At 71.5% G+C, this 18,514-nt stretch carries 18 protein-coding genes; 11 read left to right on the forward strand and 7 right to left on the reverse strand.

Features of this window, described 5'->3' with window-relative positions; genetic code table 11:
• Positions 1-130 precede the first annotated feature (130 nt).
• The 3 genes from ACT01A_RS05150 (at position 131) to ACT01A_RS05160 (ending at position 2,790) form a co-directional block, all read left to right on the forward strand.
• The gene (locus ACT01A_RS05150) at positions 131-1,597 is read left to right on the forward strand and encodes a transposase (protein WP_445151173.1); all 1,467 of its coding nucleotides are present in this window, start codon (positions 131-133) and stop codon (positions 1,595-1,597) included.
• Between the two features lie 431 nt (positions 1,598-2,028).
• Entirely contained in the window at positions 2,029-2,292 is a 264-nt protein-coding gene (locus tag ACT01A_RS05155; protein WP_445151174.1) for a hypothetical protein, read from the forward strand.
• Positions 2,293-2,496: 204 nt separating this feature from the next.
• On the forward strand, positions 2,497-2,790 hold the full coding sequence (locus ACT01A_RS05160) for a hypothetical protein (RefSeq protein ID WP_445151175.1): 294 nt from the start codon (positions 2,497-2,499) through the stop codon (positions 2,788-2,790).
• Positions 2,791-3,429: 639 nt separating this feature from the next.
• Here ACT01A_RS05160 and ACT01A_RS05165 read toward each other — a convergent pair.
• Positions 3,430-3,888, reverse strand: coding sequence for a response regulator transcription factor (locus tag ACT01A_RS05165; RefSeq protein WP_445151176.1), 459 nt, complete (start codon positions 3,886-3,888; stop codon positions 3,430-3,432).
• Between the two features lie 213 nt (positions 3,889-4,101).
• Between ACT01A_RS05165 and ACT01A_RS05170 the strand changes: the two genes are divergently transcribed.
• Complete coding sequence (locus ACT01A_RS05170; protein ID WP_324904689.1) at positions 4,102-4,566, forward strand: hypothetical protein; 465 nt, start codon at positions 4,102-4,104, stop codon at positions 4,564-4,566.
• A gap of 30 nt (positions 4,567-4,596) precedes the next feature.
• Here the strand turns inward: ACT01A_RS05170 and ACT01A_RS05175 are convergent, their stop codons facing one another.
• The 5 genes from ACT01A_RS05175 to ACT01A_RS05195 form a co-directional block, all read right to left on the reverse strand.
• Positions 4,597-6,051, reverse strand: coding sequence for a Rho termination factor N-terminal domain-containing protein (locus ACT01A_RS05175; protein WP_445151177.1), 1,455 nt, complete (start codon positions 6,049-6,051; stop codon positions 4,597-4,599).
• A 117-nt stretch (positions 6,052-6,168) separates the two neighbouring features.
• Positions 6,169-7,077: a dihydropteroate synthase gene (gene folP, locus ACT01A_RS05180; RefSeq protein WP_445151178.1), complete on the reverse strand. Its 909-nt coding sequence runs from the start codon at positions 7,075-7,077 to the stop codon at positions 6,169-6,171.
• Positions 7,074-7,745 carry a dihydrofolate reductase family protein gene (locus ACT01A_RS05185; protein ID WP_445151179.1) on the reverse strand — a complete coding sequence of 224 codons (672 nt, stop codon included), beginning with the start codon at positions 7,743-7,745 and terminating at the stop codon, positions 7,074-7,076. Before ACT01A_RS05185 ends, folP begins: the two co-directional genes overlap by 4 nt.
• Before the next feature lie 51 nt (positions 7,746-7,796).
• The gene (locus ACT01A_RS05190) at positions 7,797-9,674 is read right to left on the reverse strand and encodes a PKD domain-containing protein (protein ID WP_445151180.1); all 1,878 of its coding nucleotides are present in this window, start codon (positions 9,672-9,674) and stop codon (positions 7,797-7,799) included.
• A 106-nt stretch (positions 9,675-9,780) separates the two neighbouring features.
• The gene (locus ACT01A_RS05195; protein WP_445151181.1) at positions 9,781-11,430 is read right to left on the reverse strand and encodes a glycerol-3-phosphate dehydrogenase/oxidase; all 1,650 of its coding nucleotides are present in this window, start codon (positions 11,428-11,430) and stop codon (positions 9,781-9,783) included.
• 37 nt (positions 11,431-11,467) lie between these two features.
• Between ACT01A_RS05195 and ACT01A_RS05200 the strand changes: the two genes are divergently transcribed.
• The 6 genes from ACT01A_RS05200 to ACT01A_RS05225 are packed head-to-tail and all read left to right on the forward strand — an operon-like array spanning position 11,468 to position 16,279.
• Entirely contained in the window at positions 11,468-11,794 is a 327-nt protein-coding gene (locus tag ACT01A_RS05200) for a hypothetical protein (RefSeq protein WP_445151182.1), read from the forward strand.
• Between the two features lie 48 nt (positions 11,795-11,842).
• A complete protein-coding gene (locus tag ACT01A_RS05205) occupies positions 11,843-13,027 on the forward strand; it encodes a PspC domain-containing protein (RefSeq protein ID WP_445151183.1) in 1,185 nt (394 codons plus the stop codon).
• A complete protein-coding gene (locus ACT01A_RS05210; RefSeq protein ID WP_445151184.1) occupies positions 13,024-13,203 on the forward strand; it encodes a hypothetical protein in 180 nt (59 codons plus the stop codon). The genes ACT01A_RS05205 and ACT01A_RS05210 overlap by 4 nt, the downstream gene beginning before the upstream one ends.
• A 7-nt stretch (positions 13,204-13,210) precedes the next feature.
• Positions 13,211-14,512 (forward strand): ATP-binding protein, encoded by a 1,302-nt coding sequence (locus tag ACT01A_RS05215; RefSeq protein ID WP_445151185.1) that lies wholly within the window; start codon positions 13,211-13,213, stop codon positions 14,510-14,512.
• The gene (locus tag ACT01A_RS05220) at positions 14,505-15,194 is read left to right on the forward strand and encodes a response regulator (RefSeq protein ID WP_445151186.1); all 690 of its coding nucleotides are present in this window, start codon (positions 14,505-14,507) and stop codon (positions 15,192-15,194) included. Before ACT01A_RS05215 ends, ACT01A_RS05220 begins: the two co-directional genes overlap by 8 nt.
• Positions 15,195-15,214: 20 nt before the next feature.
• On the forward strand, positions 15,215-16,279 hold the full coding sequence (locus tag ACT01A_RS05225) for an SDR family oxidoreductase (RefSeq protein WP_445151187.1): 1,065 nt from the start codon (positions 15,215-15,217) through the stop codon (positions 16,277-16,279).
• Between the two features lie 2 nt (positions 16,280-16,281).
• Here the strand turns inward: ACT01A_RS05225 and ACT01A_RS05230 are convergent, their stop codons facing one another.
• Positions 16,282-16,857, reverse strand: a complete 576-nt coding sequence (locus ACT01A_RS05230) for a TetR/AcrR family transcriptional regulator (protein WP_445151188.1) — start codon at positions 16,855-16,857, stop codon at positions 16,282-16,284.
• Between the two features lie 99 nt (positions 16,858-16,956).
• On the opposite strand from ACT01A_RS05230, the gene ACT01A_RS05235 reads away from it, so the two are divergent.
• Entirely contained in the window at positions 16,957-18,423 is a 1,467-nt protein-coding gene (locus ACT01A_RS05235) for an MFS transporter (RefSeq protein WP_445151189.1), read from the forward strand.
• Positions 18,424-18,514: the final 91 nt, after the last annotated feature.

Below are 18,514 nucleotides of genomic sequence, written 5' to 3' on the forward strand. Positions count from 1 at the left end.
CGGCCCGCAGCGATGCACCGTGTGCTCGTGAGTGGGCCGTTCAGCACGCCAGACCGGGAAGGAGAGGAAGCCGTCACGAGCGGCTTCGCGGCGCGTCTCGTACGCGCACTTCCCGCCTGCGGTCGAGACGGTGGAGTTCCCGTACGCGTTCAAGCGGCCGTTGCACGCCGCGCGCGACGCTGGCGAGAAGGCCCACTCCATTCGGACCGGCGACCTGTGGCAGTCCGTCGTCGTTCCGGCCTGCGCCGAGTGGGACCGCGAGCGCGACTACCGGCCGGACGGTAAGCGGAAGCCCGGCCCGCGGCGCAAGTACACCTGCGAGGAAGGCGAGGTCATCGAGCTTCTCCGACGTCTGCTCGGCGTGACGAGCTACACGGCGGTCATCGACTGGCTGTCCAGCGACCGCGGCCGGATCGCCTGCGACCTGCTCGGCTTCGACCACGAGCGCCAGGCGCCGCGTCGCGGCGACCCGCGCCGCTTCCGGCAGGCGGGCGTGCCGAGCGCGAGCACGCTGTCCGACCTGCGGAAGGACATCGGCGAGGAGCGCCGCCTCGTGCTGTGGCAGCAGTTCGAGGGCGCGCTGCGTGAGCGTTACGCCGCCCAGACCGGACGCGAAGGCCGCGTTCTCCATCTCGACGGCGTGAACATCCGCACGAAGGGCGAGGCACCGAAGTACCACCGGGACACCGGCGCGTTGCTCAATCCCGAGAGCGTCAGCGTCTTCGACGGCGGCTACCAGCCGGTGTACGCGGCGGGGAAGAAGGGCGGCCACGGCTTCAACATGGTCTTGCTCACGGACGACCTCGGCGTCCCGCTCGCCTACGAGATCGGACCGATGCAGGCCTCCGAGAGCCAGACCGCCGTGCGCGTGCTCAACACCTTCAACGACCGCGTGCGACCGCACCTGCCGACCGAGGAAGTCCGCGTCGTCTCCGCGGATGCCGCGTTCTCCGCGCCGACCGTGCGGATGGCCGCGCGGCGCGCCGGGATCGTCGAGAACATCCACAAGGTCTCGCACCACAAGAAGGACGAGAGCTTCAAGAACGCGAGCGCGGCGGACAAGCGCTACTGGCCGATCCAGGGCTACGACAACTGGCGCGCGAACGGCCACCGCGAACTGCTCTGCGCCTGCGGGCAGGGGACATCGGAGCGTGTCGCGTGGATCGACCGTCACGGCCACGCGCGCACCCGCTCGAAGGGCCGCTGCAAGACCTGCGGGAGCATCACCCTCCTGTCCGGTGATTGGCGCGCCGCGCAGAACCCGGCGCGCTGGGTTCGTACGCTCCCGGGCGAGCCGCCCGAGCGCGCGGACTGGCAACTCGGCAACCCGCTGACCTTCAACGACCGAATGGCCGCGCGCTACGGCCGCAAGCGCTGGGTGCGCGGCGAGGGCGTCCACGGCATCCTCACCACGCACTACAAGCTGAACGCGAACCGACGTCAGTACCGGAGTAAACGCCAGGTCGAGCTGGAAGCCTCGATCGTCTTCTCGTGCATCCTCGCGCTCGCCTTACAACAGCGCGAGCACGAGCAAGCCCAGGCAAGCGCACAGCCGCCGACCAGCATCACGCCGATCGCTCTCGCGGTCGCGGCTTAGTTAGGAACCGTCGTCTGTTCCCTGACTGGCATCTCGGCGCAGTGCTCGCGCTCGGCAGAATGCCCAAGAACCAGGGCGCAGGTCCTGGCGAACATCTCGCACGATTGTGCGGAGTCGAGCGCGGCGGTCATCGATACCGGGCCACACCCAGGCGATAGCGAATGCTAGGCAGGGCGTGCCGATGAGCACACCGAGATATCTACCTGGTGTCGTAGGCAGGCCCGTCAGCCAAGGCGTGATGTAGATGTACGCCAGGTTGCCTAGTACGCCGAGGCACAGGACGGCAGCGCAGGAGATCAGGTGACGAAGGCGCGACATTCGGAGACCGTCACGCGCGCACCCCAGTTGGGGAGGAGTTTTTACGCAGCACCCGAAATCGGATTGTCGTGTGGTTCTTTAGCTTCCTTTTCTACGCAGGGTGTGCAGCAGCCGTGCTTGCCATCATTGCGGCTGGCTTCCAAGGCTTCGCGATACTGACTTCCAGTAACCCTCAATGGCCCGTACGGCAGTGCCTCATATGGACCGCCGTCGTCTTTGCCGTGGGTGTCGTTGTTGCGGTCCTCGCGGCGGTCATCGTCGTCATCGGGTTCCTCATCGGCTTGTTCAACGATCCAGTCGGCACACTCGGCGACCTTATGCGGAGCTTTGGCCTCGCTGATGAGCCCCCCACCCGTCCAGACGGCGGACTCAGGTAGCTCGGCCCTAGGTGCCGCATAGCGGTTGTGATGGCACGAGTCCCAGCCGCGACCGCCACGGAGCGCCTATGTCTGGCCTGCCGCCGTCACGATGCTCCTGTCCAAGGAAACTCGCCTAGCTACTGCATTGGGCCACACGGGCGCGCACGCGATACTCGACGTATGAGCGGCTCACCGGCACCCTGTCCCGTCTGCGGAACCAGGATGGAGGACTTCTACGGCGACGGCTCCCGGTACGAATGCCACGGTGACGTCACCACGAAGTTGTTCGGCACCGTGGCGTGCGGGGCCGGACCGTTCTTCCGGGACAAGAACGGGAACCTCTACGACGTGAACGACCGCAGCAGGACGCGTTCCTCCGAGACGTGTAAGAGCTGTGAGTCGCCGCTCTCACGCGAAGATGGCGATCTTCCTTACGCGGACGGGAGCACGGCTCACGGCACCATCGTCTGCCGAAACTGTGGGTACGAGAACATCTTCGACTTCGGGATGGAGTAGGGCGCTAACAGCCGGTGGGGCGTCGTGTCGGTTATCGCGGCCTCGCCTTGGGTCTCTTTCCTTCGCCGCGCCGACGACCCTCCGGACCCGAGCAAGAGCCGCGGAATAGGCGGCGGTCGGTGACGCTTCCCGCGCATCGGCAGCTCTTAACGACAGCGGCCCGCGTAGTGCGGGCCGAAGACGGCGAGTGGTTAGGTCGCACGCTGCCTGAGAAGCACCCTGAATCTAGCACCGCGCAGACTGCTATCAAGTATTTTTAAGCTGGTCCCGCGAGGCCCAGTCCGCCGAGACTTGGGAGTGGTCAGCTCGCAACGCTCGTGAGGCTCGGTGAGAAGTCGAGCCCGGCGCTCATCGCCGATAAAGGGCCTCCGGGGTGTGGCGGAGAGGGTGGGACTCGAACCCCAGCCCGGGGACCAACCCGGGCTACCTACTTCTCAGGCAGGCGTGCTGCACCCTACGCACCTCCGCTCTCCGTACCGCACAGAATAGAAGCGCGGACGGTTCGGCGAGCTACAGGCTCGGCGTCCGGCTCTACGGGCGTCCAGCAGCCCGCAGTGCTGCCTCCACACGATCGCCAACCTCCCCCGTCGCTGTGAGCACATCGTGCTCCAGCAGCCGCCCGCGTCGCTGGCCGAGCGTTCAGCGCGGGCAGCGGCACGGACGCGAGTCGCGGTCTGAAGACGGGAAGCCGCAACTGAAAACACCGCCATCCGTCCAACTGAAAACGAACCCCCGCAGCTCCCCGTAGGCGAACGGCTTGGCCAGGAAGTCATCAGCGCCCGCTTCGAAGGCCCGAATCCGGTCGGACTCCGCGCAGCGGCCGCTGAGGACCAGTACCGGCAGCGCGCTGTCGATCCGGGAGCCGGCGGCGTCGGCGATGCGGATCTCGCGCAGGATCCCGAGGCCGGAGCCGTCGGGTAGGCCGACGTCCAAGACCGCGAGGTCAGGAAAGCGCGTCTCGATCAGGCGCAGCGCGTCACGCGCCGTGTCGGCGGTCAGCAGCTCGCAGCCGTCGGCCGTGAGCTCGTCGGCAAGGAACGTGCGCGTCGTCGCGTCGTCCTCGGCGACCAGGATGGTGGCGGGCGGGTCATCGGTCATGCACCCCTTAGGGCGCCAGAAGACGAAATTCGCCCCCCACCGAGAGGATCGGCCGCAAACCAGGCGAATCCGCCTTCCAACGGTGGCCGCAGATCGAGCGGACGGACTGCAAGATCGCTCCCAGGACCTGCGAACGCGAAGGGTTCGGGCATACGATGCCGACGACTTCGGGAGGCCGCCGTCCACCTCGGCGCGACTACACCGACTTACGCAATGAACGACGCACGCCGAGGCAACTACGACAGCGGAGAGGACTTTGTCCTCGAATACGGGGAGCTCCGCTTCACCTTCAACGAGCGCGACTTCCGTGAGCGCTGCGAGCAGGCCGCGAACAAGCTCGGCTTCGTTTCCGGACGCCTCGACGACCCCGAGCTCGAGGACCTCGTGACGCTCAGCGTCAACGGCGAGATTCAGGAGCCGGCGTCGGCGCTCGGGGAGCACGTCAACGACTGCTGGCCCGAGCTCGTCGGCCCCAGCGACCGCTCGCTCGTCCACTGGCTGCGCCGCCTCGTCTTCCGCTCCGCGTGGTTGGACCAGCGTGTCAAGGAAGGCGAGCTCGACGTCGAGTTCGACGCCGACTCCCACACCTTCATGTACGTCCAGCCAGACCGCGACGGCGAGCCCGTCGAGCTGGCGCCCGAGCCCTCATGGGGCCGGGTCGCGTACGTGCCGCGCTAGCTCTCGCCAGCGCGGCACGGCCGGCGCGCTCTAGGCGCCGAGCGCCTGGGCGCGGGCCTGGGCGATGGCGTCCGCGCCCGCGTCGCCGACCAGCAGTTCCGGACGCAGCGTGCCGCTGCCGACCAGATCGAGGGCCGGGAAGCGGCCGGTGCGCGTGAGCGTGCGGTCCAAGGCGATGATCGTCGTCTCGCCGCCGACCGGCGTGCTCGCCGTCGCGACGATCGTCAGCGAGCCGCCGTCGACCACGTTGCGCGCGGCCGCCAGCGAACGGCGCGCCGCGTGCGGCGGCAGACCGTCGAGGCCGTCGATCAGGACGACGACGTCGCCGCCGCGCGCCGTGATGCGCTTGGCCGTGTCGATCGCGCGCTCGACCGCCTGCGTGGCGGCGTCCGCGGACGCGCCCAGCGACAGCGCGGCGACCGGCTCGATCTCACCGGAACGCCACTCGGCGCACTCCTCCGCGCGGACCGCGGCGAGGACGACGTGGACCTCCAGGCCCTCGATCGCCTTCAGCGCGCCCGCCAGGCGCTTCAAGGCCTCCGACTTGCCGGCGTGGGCCTCGCCGACGATCGAGACGCGCGAGCCCTTGCCGATCGGCGTCAGCCACTCGATCGCCTTGAGCGTCGCGTCCTCGGAGCCGAGCGCGAGGCGCTCGGTCGGCAGCGTGCAGGGCAGATCGTCGAAGTGCGTGCCCTCGGCGACCTCGTCGGCCGGGCGCCCGTTGATCGTGTCGATGCGGATCAGCGACGGGTAGCGCTCCGAGCGGCGCGGCTCGCGGACAGGGCCGCCGACCGTGTCGCCGGACACCAGCTCGCAGCGACGCACCTGCGCGGCCGAGACGTAGACGTCGTCGTCGGACGGCTCCGGCGGCGTGAGGCGGACGAAGCCCGAGCCGTTGGGCAGCAGCTCGACGGTGCCCTCGACGACGCGGTCCTCGCGGTCGCGGTCGCGGTCGCCGCCGCGATCGCCGCGGTCCCGATCGCCACGGTCGCGGTCGCGGTCGCCACGGTCCTCGTCGCGATCCTCATCGCGGTCGCGGTCGCGGTCCCGGGCGGCGGCGCCACGCCCACGCCCACCGCGCGAGCGGCGCTTGGGCTTCTCCTCGACCTCCGCGTCAGCGTCGGCGGCCTCGTCCTCGGCGATCGCCTCGTCGACGGCCTCGTCCTCGGTGGCGATGACGTCGGGGACGGCGTCGGCGCCGGCATCCTCGTCGGTCGAGCCCTCCTCGGTGGCGTCGGCGTCGGCGTCCTTGCGGCGCGAGCGGCCGCCGCGGCGCGAGCGGGTGCGCTTCGGGGCTTCCTCGGTCGCCTCAGCGTCGGCGGCGGCGCCCTCGGGCTCCGGGGCCACGCCCTGGATCTCGATGATCTTCTCGATCAGGTCGGCCTTGCGCACGCGGCGGTAACCGTCGATGCCGAGCTCGCCGGCGATCGTGTGGAGATCGGCCAGCGGGCTCGCTTCGAGCGCAGAACGGGTGATGACGGACATGTTGGTCCTCCTTGTTGGTGGTGTCGGTCGGCGTCCGTCCCGCGTTGCCATGTACAGCGGGACGGCGACTCCTGTGACCGCGGACGCTAGCGCAGTCGGCGGTCGGTTGTTGTCCGACTAGCTACCGGAGGTCTGCGCGCGGATCCACTTCAGCGCGTCGTCGTCGGCGTCGAAGGAGGGGACCTCCGCCCCGCCTTCGAGGACCTCGCGGACGCTGAGGTAGTCGACCGTCGCGGCGACGTCGTGGACGCGGACGATCGCGGCGCCGTGCGCGGCGGCGAAGCCGACGGCGGCAAGGGTGCCTGCAAGACGCTCGGCGGGCGGGCGACCGGTGATCGCGGCGAGGAAGTACTTGCGCGAGACGGCGGCCAGCCACGGATGGCCGAGCGCGGCAAGACGGTCGATCGCGCGCAGCGTCTCAACGCTCTCCGATGGGGACTTGGCGAAGTCCGGGCCAGGGTCGGTGATGAGCCTGTCGGCTTCGACGCCGCGCGCGATCGCGACCGCGCATCGTTCGGCCACGAAGGACACCACATCGTTGACGACGTCTCCGCCGTAGTCGGCGAAGTGCTCGGTCTTGGGCGCGGCCCGCGTGTGCATGACGACCAGCGACGCGCCGGTGCGCGCGGCGGCGTCGGCCAGCGCCGGGTCGCGCAGGCCGGAGACATCATTGAGAACGTGCGCGCCGGCGGCCAGCGCGGCCTCGGCGACGAGCGGCTTCCACGTGTCGACCGAGACGACGATCCCGTCAGCGACGAGGCGCTCCACAAGCGGGACGACGCGGTCGCGCTCGACCTTCGCGGCGGTCACGCCGGTGTAGGTGACGCCGGACTCGCCACCGACGTCGATCAGATCCGCGCCTTCCGCCACCAGGCGATGGGCGAGCGCGACCTGCGCGTCGAGCGTCGTCGTCCGAACCGCGTCGGAGAACGAGTCCGGGTTGGCGTTGACGATGCCCATCACCAGCGGGCGCCCCGGGCGGAGGTCGTAGGCGCGGTCGCGGAGGACGAGGCGGCGTCGGCTCACGGCCGCAGACCGTAATGCAGGAACAGGTGGTCGTCAGCGCGGTGGACGTCGCGCAGGTGCAGGCGCGGCACCTCCGGCAGGACGTCGCCCTCGAGGATGCTCGGCGCGCCACCCGCCGCCAGCAGCGGGGCGACGGTGAGGCAGAGGTCGTCGAGCAGGTCCTCGGCGATCAGGCGGCGCAGCAGCGACGGCCCGCCCTCACACAGCACGCCCTTGACGCCGCGGGCGCGCAGCGCGGCGAGAACCGCCATCAGGGAGAGCGGCGCAGGCAGCCGGACGACCTCGAGGTCGGCGGCGACCGGCGGCGCGCCGGCGTCCGACTCGGTGAACGCGAGGATCGGCACGTCCGCCTCGGAGAAGATCGGCGCCGCCGCGATCGGCAGGTCGAGTCGGCGCGAGATCGTCACGACCAACGGGTGCGGCGGTCTCCCCTCCGCGACCCGGCGCTTCCGCGCCTCGTCGTCCAACAACGAGGCGTAGCGCTCGGCCGCCAGCGTCCCCGTTCCCACGAGGATCGCGTCTGCCGCCGCACGTAACTCCCGCAGCAGCGCCCGATCCTCCGGGTGGCCCAGCGCCACGGAGCGACCGTCGACGGCCGCGCGGCCATCGGCGGTCGCCACCATGTCGGCGACCACACGCTCGCGCGACGCCAGCTCCAGCGACGCCACGAAGGCGCGGGCGGAGCGGGAGCCGGAGTCGCCGAGGATCCGCAGAAGCGCCTACTTCTTCTTCTTGGCGGCGCTGATGTGGATCACGCGCGTCGTCGCCACCGAGTTGCCAGCCTTGTCGGTCGCGCTCACGCGGACGGTGAACGCACCCGTGCGGCCGTAGCTGTGCGACGCCGTGCGCGCCTGCTCGTAGCCCGAGCCGTCGCCCCAGTCGATCCGCACGTACTTGACCCCCGACGCCTGGCCGGACGGCGGGATGACGTCGGCGGCCTTCGTGGTCACGGTCACCACGCGCTTCTTCTTCTTGACGCTGAACGACGCCGTCGGCGCGACCGTGTCGACCTTCAGCGGCTTGACCGCGGTCGTCACCGACTGGCCGCGGCGGTCGGTCGCCGTCACACGCCAGGTGTGCAGGCCTTCGGCGAGCGCGCCAACGGCCAGCGCGGCCTTGGTCGTCTGCGTCTGGGTCACCGGCTTGCCGTCGATCAGCACCGTGTAGGTGAGCGGGCCCCAAAGGTCCAGCGCCGTTCCCCACGCCAGCGGGTTCTTGACCACGTTGCGCCAGTTCTTCGAGGACGTCGAGATCGTGAACGCACCCGGCAGGCGGTCGTAGGAGGCGACCACCAAGCGACGGGCGTCGCCGGACGCCTGGATCCACGTAAACGCGAAGTCGCCCGTGCGGTCGCCAGCCGTGTCGAAGCCCGCGCTCGGGTCGACCGCGCCAAACTGCGGGTTGCTCAGCAGCGTGTCCGGCCCCGGGCCCGGCACGAGGCGCGACGAGGACTTGTCGTCGTAGAAGACGCCGTGCGCCGAGCCGTCGGCGACGTTGATCCAACTGACCGCGCGGTCGTAGGTCTCGGCGACGGCGCCGACGGGATGCGCCGGGCTCCCTGTTCCGCCCACCGCGCGCGCCGGGCTCAGCTTGTCGTCCTTGATGACCGCCGACAGCGCCACGCCGCCGCTCGTCCCGGCGGTCATGACGCCGACGCCCTTGCCGTTGAGGTCGACTTCCGGCGTCTCGATGCTCTGCCCGCCCCACGCCTGGCCGTCGTAGACCACAGGCGCGTCGCTGCGCGAGCCGCGCAGCCGGACGCCGACCGCGCGCGCCTGCGTCCCGCCAGCGCCGTCGGCGAACTGCTCGCGGAACGCGACCCACGCAAACGACGAGTCGTCCTCGATGTCGACCGACGGCGCGTCCGCGATCCCACCCACGTGGCCCTCCAGGTCCGGGAGCGTCAGGTCCTGCACGACGAGCGACGGGCTCGTCCCGTACATCCGCCGCGCGTACACGTGACCGGCCTCGCCCCAGACCGCCACGCCGGTGCCGTCTGCGGCGATCGCCACGCGCGAGCGGCCGGTGTCGGCGCCCGCCGTACGTGCCGGATCGGCGTCCAGCGGCCCGGTGAGCGGCACGAACGCCGTCGCCGTGCGGTCCATCCGCGCGCCGCCCACGTCGCCGCCGTTGACCGTGAAGGTCAGGTACGCCGCGCCGTTGAACGACATGTCGATCGACGGATCGCTCGCGCCGGCGACGATCGGCTGCGGCGCGCCCCAGGCCGGCGCGCCCGCCTGCCTGACGCTCGCGAACACGGTGCCGCCCCCAATCCACGCGACCGCCAGGCGGCCGCCGTCCGACGCCGCCACGACCGGCTGTGATGACGTGGCGTCGACGCCCACGTCGACGCGTTCGGGTGCCGCCCAGCCGCCGTTGACCAGGCGCGAGACGAAGATGTGGTCGACGCCGCCGTCGCGCTTGACGTAGGCGACGGCACCGGTGCCGTCACGGGCGATGTCGACGTCCCCGACCGACCGGATGTCGGCGCTGGGACCGTCGAGCGGCTCACCCGCGAAGAACGCGGCGTGCGCGCTCGAGGCGAACGCGGCGGAGGCGACGATGGACGTGGCGATGAGGACCAGGCGGCGGCGCATGGGTGGCGAAGCTCGCTCCTGCGAAGAGAGGGGAACGGACGGTACGGCGATCGTGTCGGGGAAACCGCCGGAGTGCTGGAAGTTACGGTGTCGCGCCGACGGCTCGTCAGCTCGGGACGTTGCCCTCGGCGGCTGATTCGGCCGCGAAGGCGTCCGTGGCGCGTGCCCGCGCGGGCTCGTCCCATCCCAGCTCGGTGCCCATCGCCGCCGCCACACGAGCCACCGCGTCCGGCTGCTGGGCCAAGGACCGCGCCGCGGTCAGGCCCAGGCGCGTGCGGCGCAGGAGCGCGTCGCCGACCGTGCGCGCCTGCTCGCGTCGCGCGGCATGGACAACCTCGGCCAGCAGGTCCGGCTGCCCGCCGACGACCGGCTGCGCGTACTCGCCGCGCTCGGCCGCGATCGCCAGGACGTCGTGCGCGGCGTGTCCGTAGCGGGCGGCCAGCGGCGCGTAGGCGTTCTCGTCCACGCCCTCGACGCGCGGTAGCTCCGACGCCTCGATCGCCTCGCCCAGCGGGATCTCGTGCGTGCGGCACGGCGCGTCGCGCGCCTCGCGCTCGACCAGCCGGTCGACCGCCATCTTGGCCATCCGCCGCCACGTCGTCAGCTTGCCGCCGGTGATCGTGACCATCCCCGACGACGTCTCATACAGCTCGGCCTTGCGCGAGATGTCCACCGACTTGCCCGCGTCGGCGCTGCTGATCAGCGGCCGCACGCCCGCGAACGCGCCGGTGATGTCCGACGCCGTCAGCTCGGTGGCGAAGAAAGCGTTGACCGCGTCGAGGAGGTACTCGAGGTCGTCGTCGGCGGGCTTTACGTGGTCGAGGTCGGTCGCGTCGTAGTCGGTGTCGGTCGTCCCGACCAGCGAGCCGCCCAACCACGGCAGCGCGAAGATGAACCGCCCCCCGCCCGCAGGGACGATCGCACCGACGTTCAGCGGCAGGTCTTCGCGGCGGAACGTCACGTGCGTGCCGCGCGAGGGCCGGATGATCGGAACCTCGGCCGCGTCATGCAGCTCCTCGGGGCGCAGGCGGTCGGCCCAGACGCCGGTGGCGTTGACGACGTTCTGCGCGCGGACGACGAACGACTCGCCCGTCGCGTCGTCGGTGACCCGCACGCCGCGCGCCCGCCCGCCGTCCTGGAACAGCTCGGTCACCAGCAGGCCGTTGGCGCAGACCGCGCCGAAGCGCTCGGCCTCGGCCAGGACGGTGAGCACCAACCGCGAGTCGTCGGTCTGGCAGTCGTAGAACAGGTAGCCGGACGTGGGCTCGCGCGGCGCCAGCGCCGGCAGGCCCTCAACGACCTCGTCGGCATCGATCATCCGGTGGCGGTCCGGCGACCAGTACGCGGTCTCCTCGCCGCCACGGCGGGCGCGCCGCCGCGACACCGACATCACGTCATACAAGTTGAGCCCCATGCCCATCATGCGATCCGGGCGCGCGCCGTCGAACGCGGGCACGATCAGCGGCAGCGGCTTGACCAGGTGCGGCGCCAACCCCACCATGATCTGGCGCTCGACCAGCGCCTCGCGGACCAAGCCGAGGTCGAAGTTCTGCAGGTAGCGCAGGCCGCCGTGAACGAGCTTGGACGACCGCGACGACGTTCCGCTGGCGTAGTCGAAGCGCTCGACCAGCGCGACGGAGTAGCCGCGGGTCGCCGCGTCCAGCGCCACGCCCGCGCCGGTGATCCCGCCGCCCACGACGACAACGTCGAACTCCTCAGCGGCAAGCGCGGTGACGGCGGCAGCACGATCCAGCATCAGGACGGCGCAGTCTGCCAGTACCGTCGGTCACGGCATGCCGGACCCCTATCTCGTCCTGTTCGTCGCCGACACCGCCACCGACGGTCACGCCGACGCCCTGCGCGCAGCCGCGCGCCGCGTCCCGCAGGCCGGGTTCTTCGATGATCCGGAGGGGGGCGAGATTCGCACCGTCGGCACCTACGTGCGCGCGCAGAAGCCAGGGGACGGCCTGGCGCTGCTGCGCGAGGTCGCGGCGATCTCCCGCGCGCTCGGCGTGCGCTTCGAGGTCCAGCACGTCGAGGTCGTCCTGGGCTTCCTGGTGGACGGGGTTCCCGACGCGACCCTCGCCGCGCACCTGGGGGACATCCCCGAGCCCCTCTAGGGTCATCCCCGATGGTTTGACCGCGCGCGACGCGGGATCGTGGATGCCATGTCCGAGACGACCCCTCCTCCCTCCCCCGAGTCGCACGACGCGCCCGAGGCGCCCGAGGCGCCGACCCAGACCATGCCGCAGCCGGAGCCTCCCCGCCGCCTGCTGCGCTCGCGTGACGAGCGGGTCCTAGGCGGCGTCTGCGGCGGCCTGGCGCGCTACTTCAACGTTGACCCGCTGATCGTCCGGATCGCGGCCGTCGCGCTGATCTTCGTCGGCGGCTTCGCGATCATCGCCTACATCGCCGCGCTGCTGCTCGTCCCCGAGGACGACGGCACCGGCCAGCCCGTCCCCGGCAAGCCCGGCCGCGTCTCCACGGTCGTCGGCGCCGTTGTCATCGTCCTAGCTGGCGTTGCGCTGCTGGACGGCGCGTGGGGCGTCGGTTTCGGCTGGGCGTTCGGCGCGCTCGCGCCGACGGTCCTGTGCGTCGCGATCCTCGCCGTCGCCGGTCAACGGCTGCTCGCGGGCCGTGGCGAGAACCAACCGGCGGCGGGCCGGATCGCGGGCGCCGCGCTGATCCTCGCCGCGGGCCTGATCGGGGCCGCCGTGCTGGCCGTGGGCGCCGCGTTCGCCACCGCCGCGGGCGGCGGGACGATCGTCGCGATCGTCGTGATCGCGATGGGCGTCGCAATGGTCGGGCTCTCGTTCCGGCACCGCAGCGCCCGCTGGCTGGTCGTGCCCGCGCTGGCGATCGCGATCCCGAGCGGCGTCGTGGAGGCCGCGGGCGTCGACGTCGACGGCGGGATCGGCGAGCGCAGCTACCTGCCCGCGACGATCGCCGACGTCAAGCCCGAGTACCAGCTCGGCGTCGGTCAGCTCGTCGTCGACCTGCGGCGCATGGACTGGCCGCGCGAGGCGACGACGCGCGTGAAGGTCGACGTCGGCACCGGCCACGCGCTCGTGCTCGTCCCGGCCGACACCTGCGTCCAGGCCGACACGCACGCCGGCCTCGGCTACGTCGGTGTCCTGGGCGAGGAGAGCGGCGGCGCGGACGTCGACGACCAGCGCGGCACGATCTCCCGCTCCAACGCGCGCCGGCTGATCCTCGACGCCAACGTCGGGATCGGCGCGATCGAGGTCCTCCACGACCGCCGCGACAGCGGCCACTGGGATGAGGACGACCACGTGTCCGACGAGATCAGCGACGTGCTGGCCGACGCCGGCTGCGCCGGGGAGCGACGGTGAAACCGGACTTCGCGACCTTCGTCCAAGGCCTCTCCGTCCTCGCGCTCGGAACCGTGCTGCTCCTCGACCAGGCCGGCCAGGTGAGCCTCGACTTCGGCTCGCTGGCCCCGATCGTCCTGACCGTGCTGGGCCTCGTGCTGCTCGTGGGTGGGCTCGCCAAACGCGATGGCGCATGATGGTGCGGTGACCGCCGACGTCGCCGCACCCCCGAGCGCCCGCCCGCGGCGCCCGCCGCTGCGCCGCGACACCGAGCGCAAGGTCATCGCGGGCGTCGCGGCCGGGCTCGGGCGGTCGCTGAACGTCGAGCCGGTGCTGATCCGCGTCGCGCTCGTCGTGTTGACGGTCGTGCCGGGCATCGGGCTGCCGCTCTACATCGCCGGTTGGATGCTGATGCCCGCCGCCGACGGCGGCCCAGCGATCGCGGCGCGGCTGCGGGCACGGCCGGGCGCGTGGCAGATCACCGCGGGCGTGGCGTGCCTGACGCTCGCCGGCCTGCTGACCGTGCGCGAGCTGGGACTGTGGTGGAGCGACGCGATCGTCTGGCCGTTCGTGCTCGCCTCGTCGGGGCTGGCACTGCTGTGGCGCCAGACGACCGGGCGCGCGCGGGCGCAGGAGGCCGAGCGCGACAAGCCGCGCGCGGCGATGGCCGAGGAGTCCGCCGCGGCGGCCGCGGCCGAGGCTGCGGCGGGCGCCGCACCGCAGCCGCTCGGCCACGGCCTGCCCGAGCGGCTGCGCTCGATCTACCAGGGCGGTTTCGCGATCGCGCTCGTCCTCGGCGCGATCCTGATCTTCCTGCAGGCCAACGGCGCGCTGCGCGGCGCGCGCGACCTCGTCCTGTCGTTCGTCGTCGTCGCGCTCGGCCTCGGCCTGATCCTCGCGCCGTTCTGGCTTCAGATGGTCCGCGGCATGAACGCCGAGCGCAACGCGCGGATCCGCTCCCAGGAGCGCGCCGAGGTCGCCGCGCACCTGCACGACAGCGTCCTGCAGACGCTCGCGCTGGTGCAGAAGCGCGCCGACGACCCGCGCGCGGTCGCGACGCTCGCCCGTCGCCAAGAGCGCGAGCTGCGCGCGTGGCTGTCCGGCGCGCCCGAGGCCCGCCCCGACGAGCGGCTGGCCGACGCGCTGCGCGCCGCCGCCGCCGAGTGCGAGGAGGCCCACGGCGTGCCGGTCGAGGTCGTGACCGTCAGCGACCGCGAGCTGGACGACCGCCACCGCGCGCTGGTCGCCGCGGCGCGCGAGGCCTTGGCCAACGCGGCGCGCCACAGCGGCGCCGCGTCGATCGCGCTGTTCATGGAGGTCGAGGACGGCCGTACCGAGGTCTTCGTCCGCGACCGCGGCGTGGGCTTTGACCCGGCCGCGATCGACGATGATCGTCGTGGCGTCCGCGAGTCGATCGAGGGCCGCATGGCCCGGCACGGCGGCCGCGCCACCGTCCAGAGCACGCCCGGAACGGGCACCGAAGTGGAGCTGATCATCGATGAGTGAGCCGACCCCGTTGTCATCGTCATTGCCAACCGTCGTGCTCGTGGACGACCACGCGCTGTTTCGCGCGGGCGTCCGCAGCGAGTTGGAGGGGTTGGTCGAGATCGTCGGCGAGGCCGGGGACGTCGACAGCGCGGTCGCGACGATCGTGGAGGCCGCGCCTGACGTCGTCCTGCTCGACGTCCACCTGCCGGGCGGCGGCGGCGTCGAGATCCTGCGCCGCCTGGCGACCGAGGCGCCGAACGCCAAGTGCTTGGCCTTGAGCGTCTCCGACGACCCCGAGGACGTCATCGCGGTGATCCGCGCCGGCGCCCGCGGCTACGTCACCAAGACGATCTCGCCACCCGAGCTGGCCGACGCGGTCCGCCGCGTGCAGGACGACGACGCGGTCTTCTCGCCGCGCCTGGCGGGCTTCGTGCTCGACGCGTTCGCAAGCGGCGGTAGCGGTAGCGCTGCTGCGGGCACGCCCGCCGCCTCCGACGCCGACCTCGACCAGCTCACGCCGCGCGAGCGCGAGGTCCTGCGCCACATCGCCCGCGGCTACCTCTACAAGGAGATCGCCCAGCGTCTCGGGATCTCGGTCAAGACCGTCGAGGCGCACGTCTCCGCCGTCCTGCGCAAGCTCCAGCTCTCGACCCGCCACGAGCTCTCCCGCTGGGCCGTCGAGCGACGCCTGGTCGATTGAACGCGTAGGTTTCCCCGAAGATGCCCCGCACCTACCTCCTCACCGGCTTTCCCGGCTTCCTCGCGGGCCGGCTCGTCCCCCGACTGCTGGCCGACGACGACGAGGCGCGGATCGTCGCGCTGGTCGAGCCGCGGATGGCCGAGCGCGCCCGCGCGCTGGCGCCCGACGGCGTCGACGTGCAGCCCGGCGACATCACGCACCCGACGCTCGGGCTCGACGAGAAGACCTACGCGCGGCTGACCGCCGAGACCGTGCGCGTCTTCCACCTCGCCGCCGTCTACGACCTCGCGGTCGGCGCCGAGCTCGCCGAGCGCGTCAACGTCACCGGCACCCAGCACGTCGTGGACTTCTGCGCGCGCTGCGAGAACCTCGAGCGCCACCACTACATCTCGACCGCCTACGTCGCCGGCACGCGCTCCGGCCTGGTGCTCGAGGACGACCTCGCCAAGGGCCAGGCCTTCAAGAACTTCTACGAGTCCACCAAGTTCGCCGCCGAGGTGATCGTCCGCGCGTCGATGGGCGACATCCCGACGACGATCTACCGCCCGGCGATCGTCGTCGGCGACTCCAAGACCGGCGAGACCCAGAAGTTCGACGGCCCGTACTACTTGCTGCGATCGATGGGCGCGCCGCTCGGCTCGCTGCTTCAGGTCGGGCGCGGCGACGCGCCGTTCAACGTGGTGCCGGTCGACTTCGTGGTCGACGCGATCGCCGCGGGCGCGGCCGACGAGGACGCGGTCGGCCACACGCTGCACCTCGTCGACCCCGAGCCGGTCTCCTCGGCCGAGCTCGCGCGGCTACTGGCGCGCGAGTACGCGGGCAAGGAGCCCAAGCTGCCGCTGCCGCCCGGCGTCGTTGACCGGTCGCTGAGGCTCAAGCCGGTCCGCAAGCTCTTCGGCGGGACGCCGCGGCAGTCCATCATCTACCTCAACCACCCCGTGTCGTTCGACGTCGCGCAGGCGGCGGAGGTGCTCGGGCGCAACGGGCTGCGCTGCCCGCGCTTCCCGGAGTACGTGGGGCCGATGGTGTCGTTCTTCAAGGCCCACGAGACCGACGACGCCTACCGCCCGGCGCACGAGAAGTAGACCTACGCGCGCAGGCCGCCGATCAGGAGGTCGACGAACGCGTCGGCGTCGATCTCCGGGCGGTGGCGCATCGCCATCACGGCGCCGACCGCGCACATCACCGCCGGGATGTCGCCGACGGTGAACGACGCTCTCAAAGTCTCCTGCGCCTTGGCGCGCTCGATGATCCCGCCGAGGACCTCGACGACCACGTTGCGCTCGACCGCGGCGATCGCCAGCGCCTCGTCGTCGTCGACCCAGTGCACGCGCTGTTGAAGGGTCGCGTCCTCGGCGACCTGCGCGAACGTCTCGCGCAGGAAGCCCTCAAACGCGGTCCAGCCGTCGTCCTGCACGGCCCACTTGCGCGCGATCTCCGCATGGCCGCGGAACTTCGCCGCCAGCAACTCCCCCAACAACGCCTGCTTGGTCGGGAAGTGACGGTAGACGGTGCCCACTCCGACGCACGCCCGGCGCGCGACGTCGTCCATCTGCGCCGCCGCGCCGCACTGCGCAAACACCGCGCCGGCAGCGTCGACGATCCGCTCGCGGTTGCGGCGGGCGTCGGCGCGCAAGGGCTTCTCGGACTCTGCGGACGCCATCTGACCGCACTGTAGCGCCGGGGCTTGACAAACGGAACCGCCTCTCCGTATTGTCGAAACCTCTCCCCAGAACGGTCCATAACCGGAGGCCCTCCCCCTTTGTCTTCCTCCGCCGCTCCCTCCAACAAGTGGCTTGCGCTCGCCCTCTTGGCGACCGCGCAGTTCGTCGTCGTCCTCGACGCGTCCATCGTCAACGTCGCCCTGCCGTCGATCGGCAAGGACCTCAACTTCTCCCAGGACAACCTGTCCTGGGTGGTCAACTCATACACCTTGGTCTTTGGCGGCTTCCTGCTGCTCGGCGGCCGCCTCGCCGACCTGCTCGGCCGCCGCCGGATGTTCATCGCCGGCCTGAGCCTCTTCGCGCTGGCGTCGCTGGCCGGCGGCTTCGCGCAGAACGAGATGTGGCTGATCATCGCCCGCAGCGTGCAGGGCCTGGGCGCCGCGCTGGTCTCCCCCGCCGCGCTGTCGATCGTCACCACCACCTTCAAGGAGGGCTCCGAGCGCAACACCGCGCTGGGCGTCTGGGGCGCGGTCGCCGGTTCCGGCGGCGCGGCCGGCGTCCTGCTCGGTGGCGTGCTCACCGAGTGGGCGGGCTGGGAGTGGGTGCTGTTCGTCAACGTGCCGATCGGCATCGCCGCCGCGGCGCTCGCACCGCGCCTGCTGGCCGAGTCGCGCGACGACGTGAGCGAGCGCCACTTCGACGTCGCGGGCGCCTTCACGGTCACCGCCGGCCTGGCGATCGGCGTCTACGCGCTGGTCGACGCCAACAACGCCGGCTGGACGTCGACCCAGACGCTCGCCCTCGGCGCCGTCTCGCTCGGCCTCCTCGGCCTGTTTGCGGTCGTCGAAAACGCGTCGCGCCACCCGCTCGTGCCGTTCGGGATCTTCCGGCTGCGCTCGCTGCGCGGCTCGAACATCGTCGGCCTGCTCATCGGCATGTCGCTGTTTGCGATGTTCTTCTTCATCTCGCTCTACCTCCAGCAGGTGCTGGAGTACAGCGCGCTGAAGACCGGCCTCGCGTACCTGCCGCTGGCGCTGTTCATCATCTTCTCGGCTGGCTTCGCCTCGCAGCTGGTGACGAAGTTGGGGTTCAAGCCAACGTTGATCATCGGGTTGCTGTTCGTGACCGCCGGGTTGGCGTGGTTCTCCCAGGTCTCGGCGCAGGACGGCACCTACCTCGGCGACGTCCTGTTCCCGTCGCTGCTGGCGGCGATCGGCCTGGGCTTCTCGTTCGTGTCGGTCACGATCGGCGCGGTCACCGGCACCCAGCCCGACGAAGCGGGCCTGGCGTCCGGGCTGATCAACACCTCCCAGCAGGTCGGCGGCGCGCTCGGCTTGGCGATCCTCTCCTCGCTGGCCAACAGCCGGACCGAGGACGTCTTCGCCTCCGGCGAGCGCAACCCGGCGATCGCGCTGACCGAGGGCTTCCAGACCGCGTTCGCGGTCGGCGCGGGCTTCGCGCTCACGGGAGCGATCCTCGCCGCGCTGCTGATCTCCTCGCGCGACTCGCGCGAGCAGGCAGAAGCCGCCCGGCGCGGAGACGCGCCCGCACCCGCGGTGGCCTGACACAGACTTCGCGCCCCGGGTCATCCCGGGGCGCGGACCAACTGCGCGACCCTCTGCCGAGTGGGCCGCGCTTTAGACGGGGGCGGCGCGT

Source organism: Baekduia sp. Peel2402, from assembly GCF_052567285.1.

Excerpts from the sequence above, each read along its gene's own strand:
- ACT01A_RS05230 (WP_445151188.1), bottom strand. The coding sequence starts at position 16,857 with ATGGCGTCCGCAGAGTCCGAGAAGCCCTTGCGCGCCGACGCCCGCCGC.
- ACT01A_RS05205 (WP_445151183.1), top strand. The coding sequence starts at position 11,843 with ATGTCCGAGACGACCCCTCCTCCCTCCCCCGAGTCGCACGACGCGCCC.
- ACT01A_RS05220 (WP_445151186.1), top strand. The coding sequence starts at position 14,505 with ATGAGTGAGCCGACCCCGTTGTCATCGTCATTGCCAACCGTCGTGCTC.
- ACT01A_RS05165 (WP_445151176.1), bottom strand. The coding sequence starts at position 3,888 with ATGACCGATGACCCGCCCGCCACCATCCTGGTCGCCGAGGACGACGCG.
- ACT01A_RS05195 (WP_445151181.1), bottom strand. The coding sequence starts at position 11,430 with ATGCTGGATCGTGCTGCCGCCGTCACCGCGCTTGCCGCTGAGGAGTTC.
- ACT01A_RS05225 (WP_445151187.1), top strand. The coding sequence starts at position 15,215 with ATGCCCCGCACCTACCTCCTCACCGGCTTTCCCGGCTTCCTCGCGGGC.
- ACT01A_RS05175 (WP_445151177.1), bottom strand. The coding sequence starts at position 6,051 with ATGTCCGTCATCACCCGTTCTGCGCTCGAAGCGAGCCCGCTGGCCGAT.
- ACT01A_RS05170 (WP_324904689.1), top strand. The coding sequence starts at position 4,102 with ATGAACGACGCACGCCGAGGCAACTACGACAGCGGAGAGGACTTTGTC.
- ACT01A_RS05200 (WP_445151182.1), top strand. The coding sequence starts at position 11,468 with ATGCCGGACCCCTATCTCGTCCTGTTCGTCGCCGACACCGCCACCGAC.
- ACT01A_RS05190 (WP_445151180.1), bottom strand. The coding sequence starts at position 9,674 with ATGCGCCGCCGCCTGGTCCTCATCGCCACGTCCATCGTCGCCTCCGCC.
- ACT01A_RS05160 (WP_445151175.1), top strand. The coding sequence starts at position 2,497 with ATGGAGGACTTCTACGGCGACGGCTCCCGGTACGAATGCCACGGTGAC.